We start from the raw sequence: 13,802 nt of genomic DNA on the forward strand, positions 1-13,802 counted from the left end.
GCTACAACATCACGCGGTTGGTTTACCAGGTTCAACCGCGCGCAGCTCGTTGAGCAATTCGATGTCCGATAGGATACGGATGCCATTCGCCTGGCAGATGGCAAGCACCTGCGGGTGCAACAGGTGCCGGTCACGGGTACAGAGCACGTCGACTCGTCCGACGATGGAAGTTTGCACCAAGGCCGCGTCCTTCGGGTCGTCGGGGACATATGGCGGAATTGTGGCCGGAAGCTGGATCTCTTCCGCCGCCTCTCGCACGGCGACGACGAATTCCACTACCTCGTCATTGTCGAGTTGCAAAGACCTTTGCACTCGAGGCCGTCTTAGGACATCCTCAATATAGAGCCGCTGGTTGTCTTCAAGCTGGTGTCCGAGCAATGCCTCCACCAGGCGGCGTTGCGATTCGTCGAGAGTCGTCACGTCGCGGATGATCGATTCCATAGCAGACTTATACCACCTGTCCGCTCGATGGGCGCTCACACCTCGCCGAGCGATCCCAGGCTGGAGAGGAACTCGGCCATTTCGCCGGCGGCGTGATCGTTGCCCTGCACGCGGGCCTGCTCGATGCCGATCCGCAGGACGTCGCGGGCCTCGGCGATGCGGCTGAGCCGGGCGAGTTGCTGGGCCGACATGAAGAAGGCCGGCACGTAGGGGGGCTCGTCGGTCATCAACCCGGCGAACTCGGCCAGGCTGCGGTCGTGTTCGCCCGCCTTGTCCAGTTCCATCGCCAGGCTATAGCGCAGGAAGGCGTCTCGGGGATCCTCGGCCAGCATGGCCTCGATCTTTTCGCGTCGCGAGGTGCTCATGCGGCGTATCGTCGCATAACCACCGCGGCTGGTCGAGCCCCGATCTACGGCACGAATTCGGGGGTGGGCAGGGGAGCATCGGCCGCTGCGGGGACTTCTGCCGCGTTGGCGATCGGCGTTTCGTCGAGCGTGGCGGCCGCGACTTCCAGGGCGGGCAGTTCGACCGTGGCCCCACGGAGCTGGCCGTTCCGTTCGACGACCAGATCGAGCGAACCCTCGAGTGACGAGGCCAGCGCGGCGAAATCCTTGCTTGTGAGGAAAGTACGTCCGCCGAATTCGTGGATGCGATCGTTCACTTGCAGTCCCGCCAGATCGGCCGGCGAGCCCGGCACGACGCGGCTGAGGATCACGCAGCCCGGCTCGGCGTCGTCGACACGCCAGGTCACGCCCAGTCGCAGCGGCGAGCCGGCCAACTCGACGGGCAGCTCGAGGGGCTTTTCTTCTCCCTCGCGTTCGATGACCGCCTGGGTCGGGCTTTTCGAGGCGATCACCAAGGAACGCAAATCAACCCCTTCGACCAACGGTTTGCCGTCGAAACCGACGATGCGATCTCCCACCTTGATGCCGGCCTTGGCGGCGGGCGAACCGGGCACGACGCGCGTCACGCGCACGCCGCTGGCCGACTTGTCGTCCGGATCCCACACGACGCCGAAGCGGCCCACGAGGGGCGGCAACGGTCGATCGAGATTACGCTGCAACGAAACCGTCTCTTGCCGCGACTGCGCGCGGAACGGCGGCAAGGCGTCGGCATCGGCCATGGCGCCCAGCGTGCCGACCATGAGCTTGGAGATTTGTTGAACTCCCTCGGCGTTGATCTTTTCGGCATCGTCGCTGGGGCGGTGATAGTCGTCGTGCAGGCCGGTGTGAAGCATCAAGTAGGGAATGTTGCGCTTGAAGAACGAGTGGTGGTCGCTGTTGTCGGCGTTCTCCCAATTGAAGTCGACCTTCACGCCGGCGCCGGCATTGCCGCGACTGATGAATTGGCGATAGCCCGCTCCGGTGCGGATGCCGGAGACCTCGAGCCCCTTGGCTCGCAGTCGACCGATCATGTCCATGTTGATGGCCGCCTTCACGCGAGCGAGCGCGATCGTCGGATTACCGGCCCAATGCTCGGAGCCGAGCAGCCCCTTTTCCTCTCCGTCCCAAAAGGCAAACAGGATCGAGCGCCGAGGTCGCGGTTCTAACTTGCCAAAGGCATCGATCACCTCGAGCAACCCCGAGGTGCCGCTGGCGTTGTCATCGGCGCCGTTGTGGATGAAGCCCGTCGGGCCGTAGCTGTTCGAAGGAGTGCCATAGCCGACGTGGTCGTAGTGCGCCCCGACCACGATCACTTCATGTTTCAACTCGGGATCGCTCCCTTCGAGCAGGCCGAGCACGTTGCGATAGCCATTGCCGAAGACCTGAAAGTAGCCTCCCTTGGCGGCTCCCCCGGCGATGCCGGCCTTCTCGAACCGCTCGCGCAGATAATTGCCGGCGGCATGTCCGCCACGGCTGCCCGCCTCGCGTCCCTCGAAGGTGTCGTCGGCCAGGCGATCGATGTGCGTGCGAACTTCATCGACGGTGACCGAATCGAGCGCCGCGGCGTAGGCTTTGGCTCGCGCGGCGGTCGTTTCGGCCGACTCGGCGGCCAACGACCAGGACGCGATGCCCGAGACAACAATCGCCAGCGACAGTGACAAGAGGTGACGCATGATGGATCGCGGGGCAGGGGGTGCGGGGGCTGGCTCGAGTGCGTCGTTCCAGGCCGGGAAATCGTTACGCGCGGACCTTGAGCTTCCAAGTATACGCCAGAAACCGAGCCTGACCGCGCCCCCTTTCCTACGCGGTAAATCCGGTATCCTGGGCAGACTTCTCCGGCACCTTCCCCCCTGATCGCTCCCCGCATGTCCACGCACCACCGCGACCATTCTGCATCGGACGCACGGCGCCCGCTGCTGGCGATCGACATTGGTGGCGAAGGCCGTCACGCGCACGCCTGGAACGTGAATACCGCCGGCACGAAGACGATCGGCCGCGAGCGTGGCGAGCCCATTCCGCGGCTCATCGTAGCGCACGCCTCGCGTCTACCCTTCGCCAAGGCAAGCGTCGACGAGGTGTTCCTGGAACGAACGCCCCTCACGCGCGCGGCGCTGTTGGAGATCGCGCGGGTGGTACGAGTCGGCGGACGTGTCGTCCTGCGACACGTACCGTACGACGACCGCGATCGTCATGCGTTGGCGATCCGCCTCATCCCTGGCGCCGTCACGCGCGGCGCGGCCACCCTCGGCAGCCAGACCGTGCTCGAAACGATCATATGTGTGGCCGAGCTCCTCACGTAACACGGGCTTATTCCATTCGTTCGAGCGTCACCGCCATCTCGGCGATACCTCGAATCACGGGCGACCACGAAACGACCCGCTGACGAACTTCGGCCAATGCGATATAAGTGGCAACTTGCCTGCCTCAACCGCCATCCCCCCCGTCGCACGCCATGAATTCCTCGACACGCATCGTGCTCTGCTACCCGATCGAACGACGTCACTTCGACGCCATCCAACGTGCGGCCGGCGAGGCCGAAGTGGTGGATGCCGGCCAGGAGGGGATCGCCACCGAGATTCACGCGGCCGATATCTTTTGTGGACATGCCAAGGTACCGGTTGATTGGGAGGCGGTCGTGCGGCAGGGGCGATTGAAGTGGATCCAGTCGTCGGCCGCGGGGCTCGATCACTGCCTGGTGCCGGCGGTGGTGAGCTCCGACATCATCGTCACGAGCGCCTCGGGCGTGCTGGCCGATCAGGTTACCGAACACACGTTGGGCTTGATCCTAGCGTGGCTCCGCAGCCTGCCGGTTTTTCACCGCGCGCAGGCCAAACGCGAGTTCATCCGCCGACCGACGCGCGATCTGCACCGCAAGACCATCGGCATCGTGGGGTTCGGCGGCGTCGGTCGCCGCCTTGCCCAGGTGCTGAGCTCGTTCAAAGTGCGACTGCTGGCGACAGATGTCTTTCCGGTCGATAAGCCCGACTACGTCGAATCGCTGTGGCCGGCCGATCGACTCGACGATCTCTTGCCGCAGGTCGACATCTTGATTCTTTGCGCGCCCCTGACCTCGACGACGCGGGGCATGATCGGCGCCGCGCGACTGGCAAAGCTGCCACCGCATGCGTTGCTGGTGAACGTGGCGCGCGGACCGCTGGTCGTCGAGGCCGATCTCGTCGCCGCGCTCGAAGCGGGCAAGTTGGCCGGGGCAGTGGTCGACGTGACCGAAATCGAGCCGCTACCCGAGTCGAGCAAGCTGTGGGATCTACCCAACGTGATCATCACGCCTCACGTCGGCGGCCAGAGCGCCCGGCGGGCAGACGACATGACCGAGTTCTTTGTCGAGAATCTTCGCCGCTGGCGGGGGGGGGAGCCGCTGAACAATCTGGTCGACAAGCAGCTTGGGTTTCCCGTGAGATATGCCGCGGCGACCCAACGGCAGCGTCGCTAATCTTCGTCGCATCGTCGCGCGAGCAGGGGCGCCGGCACTCCGGCGTGCTACGTCGATCTCCTTTGAATCGAGTGCCACCCACCACCCTTGACCAAAACCTCAAGGGTTAACGGGGCAGTTTGGAACGGGGTGGCCGAACGTCGATCTGGACTCCGTTCGCCAAAACGGTGTAAATTGCCAGCGTCTTCCTGGCAGGGAATTGCCGGTTCGCAACAAGGCGGATTGCAACATGGTTTCGACGACGTTTCATCAGGAACATCCCACGCTCACGCTCGAGGGACAGCCGGCCGAACGCTGTCCCGATGAGCTGCTCGAGAGCTACTCGGCCATTGTCGACGAACAACGGCTGAGCTGGACGGTTCACCACCGTCTGATTCGTCGCTTGGGGGCCGGCGGACAGGGGGTGGTCTATCTCAGCGAGCGGCGCGGAACGGATCAGTTCACGCTGCCCGTGGCGCTGAAGATCTTTTCACCCCAGCGTTACCCGGACGCGCGCACCTACGAAGAAGCGATGGCCCGCATCGCCGACGTCGCCGCGCGCGTGGCGCTGGTGCAGCAGGATCACCTGCTTGACGTCCACAACTTCGTCGACCGCAATCGCATCCGCATGATGGAGATGGAGTGGGTCGACGGCTACGACCTGAGCCGCCTGCTGACGCCGACGATGCTCGAGCACGTGCGTCACCGCGTGAGCAACCGGCGCTGGGAATACCTGAACAACGTCATCGTGACGGCGGGGCCGGTACAGCCGAGATTGAAGCCCGGCATCGCCATCGCCGTGATTCGCGATTGCCTGGCGGCGCTGGCGGCCCTGCATCGCGAGGGGATCGCGCACGGCGATCTGAAGACGTCGAACATCATGCTCAAGCGCACCGGCAGTGCGAAGATCATCGACATCGGTTCGGCGTTCGACATGGACAACGCGCCGCAGCGACGCACCTGCACGCCGAACTACACGGCGCCGGAGATTCTCGAAGGGGGCGATTACTCGCCCCGCGCCGATCTGGCCAGCCTGGGCTACGTGCTGGTCGAGATGCTGGCCGGCGCGCCGCTGTTCACGCATTGCACGAATTTTCGCGAGCTGCTCGAGGCGAAGCGCCTGCTCGTGCAACGCTTGCCCGAGATTCTGCCGTACGAGGTCGTCTGCAACGAGTTGCTGATGAACTTCTGCCGTTGCCTGATCGCTCCCGATCCGATGCGCCGCTTTCCCAATGCCGAAGCGGCCGACCTGGTGAAGGAAGGCGCGGCGAGCTTCCACCGCCAACTGGTGAAGGGGGATCTCGCCAGCGAATACGACAACGAAATCCGACTCTGGCTCGAAGAGTTGGAGTAAGCACGCCTGGAACGATGCCGAACGGATGCGGCCCGCCTGCAAGGTCACCCCCCTCAGGGAATGCTGCCATGTTGTCGCGTCGCTCGATGGGGTTGTTGGTCTGGTCGTTGCTCGCCCTCGCAGAAGGTCTACTTGCGAGTACGGTGTTCGCGGCCGAACCGACATCGCCGCCGTTCTATCCCGACAAGACCCGTCTGCTGGTTTGGCGCGACGCGCAGGGGAAAGAACATCCGATCTCGTCCGTGGCGGACTGGCAGATTCGCCGCGCGCACATCCGCGCGAACATGGAGCTCGTGATGGGGACGCTGCCCGACGCGTCCCGAGCGGTCCCCCTCGACGTGCGTGTCGTCGAAACGATCGATAAGCCGGGCTATCGCCTGCGGAAGATCACCTTCGCGCCCGAAGCGGACGATCGTGTTCCCGCCTGGCTGCTCCTGCCGAACGATGACGCGTGGGAGCCGGGAGACAAGCCCGCCCGCAAGCCGGCGATTTTGTGCCTGCACCAAACAACTCGCCAAGGCAAGGATGAACCAGCAGGGCAGGGGGGGCTCTCGAACCTGCACTACGCGCAAGAATTGGCCGAACGAGGCTACGTCACGCTGGCCGTCGACTACCCGAACTTCGGCGAATATACGTTCGATCCCTACGCACGCGGTTACGCCAGCGCCACGATGAAAGGGATCTGGAATCATCGCCGCGCGATTGACTTGCTGCAGTCGCTCGACGAAGTCGATCCCGAGCGCCTCGGCGTGATCGGGCATTCGCTCGGGGGCCACAACAGCATGTTCGTGGCCGCGTTCGACGAACGGATCAAGTGCATCGTCTCTTGCTGCGGCTTCTGCAGCTTCCGCCGTTACTACGATGGTGACCTCGCCGGCTGGAGCCACCAGGGGTACATGCCGCGCATCCGCGAGGTGTACCACACCGACCCGGCGCGCATGCCGTTCGACTTCACGGAAATCGTCGGGCTGTTGGCGCCGCGCGCGTTCCTGGCGGTCGCACCGGTGGAGGATGGCAACTTCGCGGTGGCAGGAGTCCGCGAGTGCATCGCGGCGGCCCAACCGGTCTACAAGCTGTATGAGGCCGAGGAGCGGCTCGCCGCCGACTATCCGCCAGGGGGGCACGACTTTCCGCCCGCCGCGCGCGAACGCGCTTACCGGTGGTTCGACAAACACCTGCAAGCGCCGCAATAACAGCACGTAGGTCAGGTACGCCGTACCTGACAACGTTCGACGTAGCCAACTCGAACAATTGTCAGGTACGGGGTAGCTGACAATGCCGGGTGCCACTGGCTCTGCCGAGTCGAGCAGCCGTATTCCAAGTCTGCAACGGCAGCCGCGCGCCAGGCTCGACTCGAACGATCGAAGAACCTCCTCGCTTCAATTCACCAGACACTGGCAGAGCCCGTGGCACCCAGTGCCGAGCTCCGCTCGTCCGAAGAAATGTCAGGTACGCCGTACCTGACAATGCTCGACGTCGCTAACTCGAATGATTGTCAGGTACGGCGTACCTGACCTACGGAAGCTACATTTCGCCCTGCACGTAGGTTCGATCGAAGCGTTCGATGAACGTCTGTCGATAGGCGTTGCCGGGATCGTGGAGCGCGCGGAAGAAGCGTTTCACCCCCGAGCGGAAATCGATATCGAGCGCCCAGGGATCGACCATCAACATGCCCTCGCGTTCGAGGAAGAGCCGATTGCCGAGCTTCTCGAACCCGCCATTCTTGACGTAGATGCCGTGGGCCAATCCGTTGCGGAACGAATCCCAGACCCACTTGGCGTACGATTCGGCGCCGGGGGGGGGCTTCAAAGCGCGCCCGCGCCAGGCGGGATCCATGAACGCGTTGACGAAGGTCAGAAACGCGTGCGCGTTCGTCGAGGACTCCGGCGTGAGGAAATGCCCCAGCGCCTCGGTGGTGCAAAGAAGGGCATTGCCCCAGATCAATAAGACCGAGGCCTCGCGCCGACCGCCATGCCGCGGCGCGTCGAGCTCGTCCATCAACACGGCCAACGGTTCCAGCACGACGAAAGCCAGGCGGCGCTCGAGATACTCGAGCCGGCCGTCGGACGAGAGCATGGCCAGGCGCGGCCGATCATAATCGACGAACAGACTCAACGGCTGCCCTTCGATCACGGCGCGAATGCCATGGTCTTCTGGTTGGTTCGACATGAGTGCCGGCCCGCTTCTCGACTGCCGCAAGGTTCTACCGACGATCTTGTTAACACGCCGGACTCGACAGGGCTAGCGCCAAGGATCGTAATCGGTCTCGTGGCGATCGAGTTGACGGATCAACGCCGCCCACTGGAAGGGATAGCGACCGGGTTGCGTCAGCACGCTGCGCGACTGGCGCGCCACCTCGGGCGGAACGAGCTTGAGCGGCGCTCCGGCGGCCATGGCCCGCAGGTTCACGTGGCACGTGCGCTCCATGTCGATCATGTCGATCAGGGCTTGCTCGACGGTGCCGGCGCAGGTGAGCAGTCCGTGGTTGATAAGGACGAGCGCTCGTTTGTCTCCGAGCGCCTGGGCGATGTCGCTCGCCTGGCCGGGGTCGACCACGACACCGGTGTATTCGTCGTAGAGGGCGTGGTCTTCGAAGAAGGAGCAGCCGGTCTGATCGAGCGGGTCGAGCAGCCGGGCCAGCGAGCTGTAGGCGCTGCCTCCCGGCGGATGCGTGTGTACGGCGCAGTTCACATCGGGGCGGGCATGGTGGATGGCCGAGTGGATGCAGAAGCCGGCAAAGTTGATCATCGCCCCGCCGTCGATGATCTCGCCGGCGCTGTTGACCAGGACCAGGTTGTCGGCCCTGACCTCTTGGAAGTAAAGGCCAAATGGATTGACCCAAAAGTAGTCGGGGGCCCCTGGCACGCGCAGGCTGATATGGCCGGCCAGCCCATCGTCGAGCCCCAGCCGCGCCAGGATGCGATAAGCGGCCGCGAGCTTGACGCGTTCGGAGCGTGCCTGCGGCGTGTTGGCAAGTTCGATCACCCGTTCGCGTTCGGTCGAGGCCGAGGCTTGCTTGTTGTGCAGGATGACGGTGGGGTCGATGGTGGCCATCGGCGAAGCTCCAAGGAGAAGGTGCGTACAGGTATCGCAAATCATGCGAGAGTGGCGGATCGATTCTCTTGCCGCCCCCCCCCACGCCTGCATGGTAAGGCTCCGCGTTGGCGGCGGCCAGTAGGGGCATCGAAGTTGCCCGATGGGGAGCGATTCGGTGGTGAAATTCGCGAGCCGGGGACTGCCTGACGGAGGGGTGCGGAAAGTCAGAAAATGCTTGACACAGTAACACGTTGCGGTAAACTGCGGGGGAGGTTGGAGCAGAGTCTCGTCGCACCATTGGCAGCCCGAACGACTGGCACCTAGAGGAGAGTTCTTCTTCTCGATAGAGGCGGGTGCAAGCGGTTTGCCGTTCCCGAGCAATGTGCGTGGTATTTCGCCAAACGCATTGGCCGTTGGTGTTGGCGGTCGCTGTTTCCGCGAAACGCACGATGGCCGTTGCGGTTTCGGCGTGGGAATCTGATCTCATCGGCTGAATAGCTTCCGGATTTGGAACAGTCCCGGAACTCAATCCAATTCGAGTATTCTATGGGCCATCCGCCCAGCTCTTTTTCTTTTCATCTTTTCCGTTAACGAGGACGGTCCTATGGCACACCGATCGAAGAGGCGCGGCTTTACGCTGGTAGAGCTGCTCGTCGTGATCGCGATCATTGGCATTTTGATCGCGCTCCTGTTGCCCGCCGTCCAGGCGGCACGTCAGGCAGCCTGGAAGGCGCAGTGTACGAACAACATGAAACAGTTGGGCGTGGCGCTGCACAATTACCACTCGCAGTTGAACTCGTTCCCGTCCGGTCTGTCGATCGGCCTGGCCCCGTTGCGCACCATCGCGACTGGTGGTGACGCCAACGCGACGATCAACTTCAATGCCTACGCGAGCCTGCTGCCGTTCATCGAGGCGGGCACAATCACGACGACCTACGACAAGAACCGCAACTGGTGGGATCAGCCGCCGTTGCAGACCAGCCCGACGGTCATTCCGAACCCGACCTACGGAGCGGTCATTCCGTCGATCATCTGCCCGGCGAACGGTAACAAAGACAATCCCGCCTCCGATCCGTTTATCGACCAGGGTTTGAATTCCCTGGGGACGACCTTTGGCGTCACCCTGGCGAACTACCTCGGCCCGCAGCCGTGGCGTTTTGGCGTGGCTGACTACCTGTTTTGCAAGGGTGCTGGCGACGGTTGGTGTGCCACGCCGGGACGTATCGAAGCGGGCAATAGCAACGCTGTTTCTCCACTCTCGCGGGGCATGTTCGACATCTCGCTCCCCCGCAACTTTGGTGTGGCGGGAACCGACTTTGCCTGCAAGATCTCGATGATCACCGACGGTACGAGCAACACGATCGCCATGGGCGAAGGGGCCCAGGGGCCCAACTGGCAGATCTGCCAGAACTCCAGCTCGTGGTTGCGTCCTTGTCCCTCGGGGGGCACCTTCCCGGTGGCCGAGCCCGATCCGTTCGATCCCACGCGCTCGATGCCCATCTACCAGGCCTGGCACATGCCGCCGAGCTTCACGGCCGTGGCAGCCGAAGGCATCTACTTGGGTAGCATCTTCGGCTGCACGCTCGAGAGACTGAACAAGAACCCCGTCACGCAGACGTTGGTCGAACTCGATATTGAGAACCTGAGCCTTGAGACCGTTGAGACGGTGCTGGACTGCTCGGACTCGATCGATCTCGCCGCCGGATTGAGCGACGACGTGACCCCCGAGAGCGGAGACCGCGTCAGCAATTTCCGCAGCGACCACAAGGCGGGAGCGAACTTCCTCTTTGCCGACGGCGCTGTTCACTTCATCAACGATTCGATCGACCGCGAGGTGTACCGCGCGATGTCGACCATTCAGGGGGGCGAAACCTTCAACGCCCCGTTTGAATAGTCGGCCCGGCGGTTCTTGCCTGACAGTAACAACGGCCCGGAGAAACCTCGCTTCTCCGGGCCGTTGCTTTTGGACGGGCGTTAGTGCTCGCGAGGCGTCAAAAGAAGCCAAAAACCATAGACGGCAGTGCTTTCCAGTCGCCCGTGCGTCGGTTATTTTAGGCGGTTTCAGCCTCGCTCGAGGATGCCCGTTCGCGACCTTTCTCAGGCCCCAGTGACTTCGAACCGTGCCCACGCTCGCAGACCGTGGCACTCGATCAAGGATTCCAACATGAAGAGACGATTGGCTCCGCGTTTGCGATTCGTTGCCGTTGCTTTGGCTGGCCTGATGCTGATCGTGGGCTGCGGCCAATCGAAGGCCCCTCTAAACACAACCTTGCCCGTGGCCCAGGACGTGCCGAAGCTGATGCAGATGCTCGAAAGCAAGAAGCGGACCGATCGTGCCGCAGCAGCGAGCTACCTGGCTGCCTTGGCCGAGAAGGGCCAACTGGGGGATCAATCGCAGGCTGCGCTGACGAAGCTGCAGGAGCTGGCGCAGAAAGACAAAGAAGAAACGGTCAAAAGGGCGGCTGCCGACGCGATCGCCAAGTTTCAAGGCTCGGGCGGTTGATCCCGCCGCTGGCGAGCGGTCTTCGCCTGTCAATTGCCAGGGGAGTGCGAACGGGGCGACAACATCCCGTGCCCCTTATCTTGCGCGCCAGGAATTTCTTTGACACCGCTAGCACTCTGGCATTAACATCTACCGATGTGAGTGCAGGTCGTTCCGGTGTGCCGACTTAAGTGTGTCCGACGCCGCCCGAATGACCGCGTGGCGCGCGCCTGCTGCGTTCATCCCACCGACATCAGAACTGCCCTCCCCCCTAGCTAGCGCTCGTTCATCGGTCTGCCAGCGGAACGGCCCTTTGCGCTCCGACCAGGCGATTGTTGAGACGGCCGCGGCCTCTGAGGACTTCGGCTTTATGAAGCAGGTCGCCTCGTACTTCACCCTCTTCGCAATGTTGGCGGTGGCCCTGCCCGTCTTCGGGCAAGCTCCTCCCACGCTGGGTTCCGCTTCGCCCACTGCGATGGCGCCTGGCCAGGGGACGAACGTCACGCTCTCTGGCGGCAACCTGACGGGCGCGACCAAAATTTGGCTCAGCTTTCCCGCGACTGCCGAGCTGGCTGCCGACGTGGCGAACAACGGCCAGGATGCCGGGCAGACCACGTGGCGAATCACGCCGGCCGCCGGCCTAGGGCCGGGGATTGGCGCCGTGCGCGTCGCCGGTCCGGGAGGAATCTCTCCGCCGATGCTCGTCGCTGTCGATGATCTCGCGACCGTCACCGACAACGGCCAGAATAAGACTGTCGAGACCGCGCAAGAGATCACCCTACCGACGGCCATCGACGGCGTCTGCGAGGCCGAGAGCTTCGACTTCTATCGTTTCGAGGGGCATGCAGGTCAGCGTGTCTCGGTCGAGGTTCTCGCGCGACGTCTCGGCACGCCGCTCGACCCGGTCGTTCGCTTGCTCGACGCGAGTGGCCGCGAGCTGGCCTACAGCGACGATGAACCGGGGCTCGGCTCCGATTGCCGCTTTGCCTACGAGCTGACGGCCGACGGAACTTACTACCTCGAGATTCGTGACATTCGCTATCAAGGTGGGGGCGCCCACCGCTACCGCCTGCGCGTGGGCAACTTCCCTCTTACGACAGGCACGTTTCCCGTGGCGGCTCAGAAGGGGACCACCCCGCGCATCGAGTGGGTGGGTCCGGCCGTGGAGGGACTGGCGTCCGCGAGCGTGAACGTGCCGCGCGACACGGCGTCTCCCACCGTTTGGACGGCCGCTGCCTATCCTTCCGGACAGGGATCGGGATGGGCGAGCTTGTCGGTCTCGAGCGGCGTCGAAGCCATCGAGTTCGAACCGAACGATACGGCGGAACAGGCCTCGCCCGTCGAACTGCCGGCGGGCATCAATGGCCGCTTCGCCGCGCCGCGCGATCGCGACTTCTATCAGTTCGCCGCCAAGGGGGGCACTCGCTATACGTTCCGAGGCGAAACGCGCGAGCACGGATCGCCGACCGACCTGTACCTGCGTCTCTACAAGGCCGATGGCAGCGTGCTGGCCGAGGCGGAAGATTCGGCCGGCAACGAAGAAGGGGTGCTCGACGTCACCTTTCCGGAAGATGGCACCTATCGCCTGGAGGTGGAAGATCTCCTGCGCCGTGGCGGATCCGATCACGTCTACCGCATCGACGCACAACCCTATCAGCCCGGCTTCACGCTGGCGATCGAAGCGACCACGCTGAATGCACCGCAGTCGGGGGTCTTCGTGGCCAAGGTGACGAGCGCTCGGCGCGACTACAACGGTCCGATCACGCTGTCGATCGAAGGGGCCGGGGAAGGAATCGCGCTGGCCGACCACGTGATTCCCGAAGGGAAGAACGAAACCACCTTCCGCGCCACGCTGCCGGCTTCGCTCGCCGCGGGGACGCTCGCAAATGCACGCATCGTGGGGCGCGCCAAAGTGGGAGAGGCCGACGTCTCGGCCGTGGCGCATACGCTCCCTACGCTGCGCGGACAATTCAACGGCTTGCCTTATCCGCCCGCCGAACTCGATGGCGTGGTGGGGATCGGTGTCGGACCGGCATTCGCCGATTTCTTCAAGCTGGCCGTCGATGGCGACCTGGTCACTTTTCCGCAATTGATCGGCACGACCTCGTTCGAGGTGAAAACCGAACGTCTGAATGGCTTCGATGAGGCCGTGGCGTTGGCCATCGAGGGGCTGCCCGCGGGCTTCTCGGCCGAGGTCAAGCCGATCGAAAAAGGTCAGGCATCAGCGGCCATCGCGGTGAAGGGGCCGGCGACGATCGCCGAGGGGGATTATCCGCTCGTCATCCGCGGCTCGGGTAATTTCCAGAATCAACCTCGCACGGTGACGCTAGAGAGCGTGACCTTGCGCGTCGGCAAGCCGCTGGGGATTACCGCCGCGGCGGCAGGCCCGCTGGTCACCGGCACGACCCAAAAGCTCAAGCTGACGGCCCACCGCTTCGGCGAGGAAAAAGGGGCCATTCAACTGGCGCTACAGGGCCTCCCCTTGGGGGTCTCGGCGCCGACGGAGATCACCATCGCCGAGGGACAAAACGAAGTCGAGATCGATCTTACGGCGGCGGCTGATGCGATGCTGGGTCAGGCTCAGATCACCGCCATCGGCAGCACCACCGTGCAAGGCCGTGCGATCTCGGTCACTAGCTCTCCCGCGCCGCTCGAGGTGAAGATGCCTTGATCGGC

12 protein-coding genes are annotated in these 13,802 nt (G+C 63.7%); 7 read left to right on the top strand and 5 right to left on the bottom strand.

What is annotated here, in order from left to right; all coding sequences use genetic code 11:
• Window positions 1–9: 9 nt before the first annotated feature.
• From KF708_07385 to KF708_07395, 3 genes are read right to left on the bottom strand one after another with little or no spacing between them, the layout of a single operon-like run.
• Entirely contained in the window at window positions 10–441 is a 432-nt protein-coding gene (locus KF708_07385; GenBank protein ID MBX3412493.1) for a hypothetical protein, read from the bottom strand.
• Window positions 442–476: 35 nt separating this feature from the next.
• The gene (locus tag KF708_07390) at window positions 477–806 is read right to left on the bottom strand and encodes a hypothetical protein (protein MBX3412494.1); all 330 of its coding nucleotides are present in this window, start codon (window positions 804–806) and stop codon (window positions 477–479) included.
• Between the two features lie 44 nt (window positions 807–850).
• Window positions 851–2,497 (bottom strand): M20/M25/M40 family metallo-hydrolase, encoded by a 1,647-nt coding sequence (locus KF708_07395; protein ID MBX3412495.1) that lies wholly within the window; start codon window positions 2,495–2,497, stop codon window positions 851–853.
• Window positions 2,498–2,689: 192 nt separating this feature from the next.
• Between KF708_07395 and KF708_07400 the strand changes: the two genes are divergently transcribed.
• The 4 genes from KF708_07400 to KF708_07415 all read left to right on the top strand — a co-directional run bounded on the left by KF708_07400 (window position 2,690) and on the right by KF708_07415 (window position 6,801).
• Entirely contained in the window at window positions 2,690–3,124 is a 435-nt protein-coding gene (locus KF708_07400; GenBank protein ID MBX3412496.1) for a methyltransferase domain-containing protein, read from the top strand.
• 152 nt (window positions 3,125–3,276) lie between these two features.
• On the top strand, window positions 3,277–4,275 hold the full coding sequence (locus KF708_07405) for a D-2-hydroxyacid dehydrogenase (protein MBX3412497.1): 999 nt from the start codon (window positions 3,277–3,279) through the stop codon (window positions 4,273–4,275).
• A gap of 229 nt (window positions 4,276–4,504) precedes the next feature.
• Entirely contained in the window at window positions 4,505–5,608 is a 1,104-nt protein-coding gene (locus KF708_07410) for a serine/threonine protein kinase (protein ID MBX3412498.1), read from the top strand.
• 68 nt (window positions 5,609–5,676) lie between these two features.
• Window positions 5,677–6,801, top strand: a complete 1,125-nt coding sequence (locus tag KF708_07415) for an alpha/beta fold hydrolase (GenBank protein ID MBX3412499.1) — start codon at window positions 5,677–5,679, stop codon at window positions 6,799–6,801.
• Window positions 6,802–7,132: 331 nt separating this feature from the next.
• Here the strand turns inward: KF708_07415 and KF708_07420 are convergent, their stop codons facing one another.
• Together KF708_07420 and KF708_07425 are read right to left on the bottom strand one after the other, a co-directional pair.
• On the bottom strand, window positions 7,133–7,777 hold the full coding sequence (locus KF708_07420) for a hypothetical protein (GenBank protein ID MBX3412500.1): 645 nt from the start codon (window positions 7,775–7,777) through the stop codon (window positions 7,133–7,135).
• Window positions 7,778–7,849: 72 nt separating this feature from the next.
• Entirely contained in the window at window positions 7,850–8,662 is an 813-nt protein-coding gene (locus KF708_07425; protein ID MBX3412501.1) for a class II aldolase/adducin family protein, read from the bottom strand.
• Between the two features lie 586 nt (window positions 8,663–9,248).
• On the opposite strand from KF708_07425, the gene KF708_07430 reads away from it, so the two are divergent.
• The 3 genes from KF708_07430 to KF708_07440 all read left to right on the top strand — a co-directional run bounded on the left by KF708_07430 (window position 9,249) and on the right by KF708_07440 (window position 13,797).
• Entirely contained in the window at window positions 9,249–10,538 is a 1,290-nt protein-coding gene (locus KF708_07430) for a DUF1559 domain-containing protein (protein MBX3412502.1), read from the top strand.
• Window positions 10,539–10,808: 270 nt separating this feature from the next.
• Window positions 10,809–11,147 carry a HEAT repeat domain-containing protein gene (locus KF708_07435; GenBank protein ID MBX3412503.1) on the top strand — a complete coding sequence of 113 codons (339 nt, stop codon included), beginning with the start codon at window positions 10,809–10,811 and terminating at the stop codon, window positions 11,145–11,147.
• Between the two features lie 349 nt (window positions 11,148–11,496).
• A complete protein-coding gene (locus KF708_07440) occupies window positions 11,497–13,797 on the top strand; it encodes a PPC domain-containing protein (protein ID MBX3412504.1) in 2,301 nt (766 codons plus the stop codon).
• Window positions 13,798–13,802: the final 5 nt, after the last annotated feature.

The sequence above is a fragment of the Pirellulales bacterium genome, assembly GCA_019636335.1.
Lineage (GTDB): Bacteria > Planctomycetota > Planctomycetia > Pirellulales > JAEUIK01 > JAHBXR01.

Coding starts and splice junctions, on each gene's coding strand:
- KF708_07385 (MBX3412493.1), bottom strand. CDS start 441: ATGGAATCGATCATCCGCGACGTGACGACTCTCGACGAATCGCAACGC.
- KF708_07390 (MBX3412494.1), bottom strand. CDS start 806: ATGAGCACCTCGCGACGCGAAAAGATCGAGGCCATGCTGGCCGAGGAT.
- KF708_07395 (MBX3412495.1), bottom strand. CDS start 2,497: ATGCGTCACCTCTTGTCACTGTCGCTGGCGATTGTTGTCTCGGGCATC.
- KF708_07400 (MBX3412496.1), top strand. CDS start 2,690: ATGTCCACGCACCACCGCGACCATTCTGCATCGGACGCACGGCGCCCG.
- KF708_07405 (MBX3412497.1), top strand. CDS start 3,277: ATGAATTCCTCGACACGCATCGTGCTCTGCTACCCGATCGAACGACGT.
- KF708_07410 (MBX3412498.1), top strand. CDS start 4,505: ATGGTTTCGACGACGTTTCATCAGGAACATCCCACGCTCACGCTCGAG.
- KF708_07415 (MBX3412499.1), top strand. CDS start 5,677: ATGTTGTCGCGTCGCTCGATGGGGTTGTTGGTCTGGTCGTTGCTCGCC.
- KF708_07420 (MBX3412500.1), bottom strand. CDS start 7,777: ATGTCGAACCAACCAGAAGACCATGGCATTCGCGCCGTGATCGAAGGG.
- KF708_07425 (MBX3412501.1), bottom strand. CDS start 8,662: ATGGCCACCATCGACCCCACCGTCATCCTGCACAACAAGCAAGCCTCG.
- KF708_07430 (MBX3412502.1), top strand. CDS start 9,249: ATGGCACACCGATCGAAGAGGCGCGGCTTTACGCTGGTAGAGCTGCTC.
- KF708_07435 (MBX3412503.1), top strand. CDS start 10,809: ATGAAGAGACGATTGGCTCCGCGTTTGCGATTCGTTGCCGTTGCTTTG.
- KF708_07440 (MBX3412504.1), top strand. CDS start 11,497: ATGAAGCAGGTCGCCTCGTACTTCACCCTCTTCGCAATGTTGGCGGTG.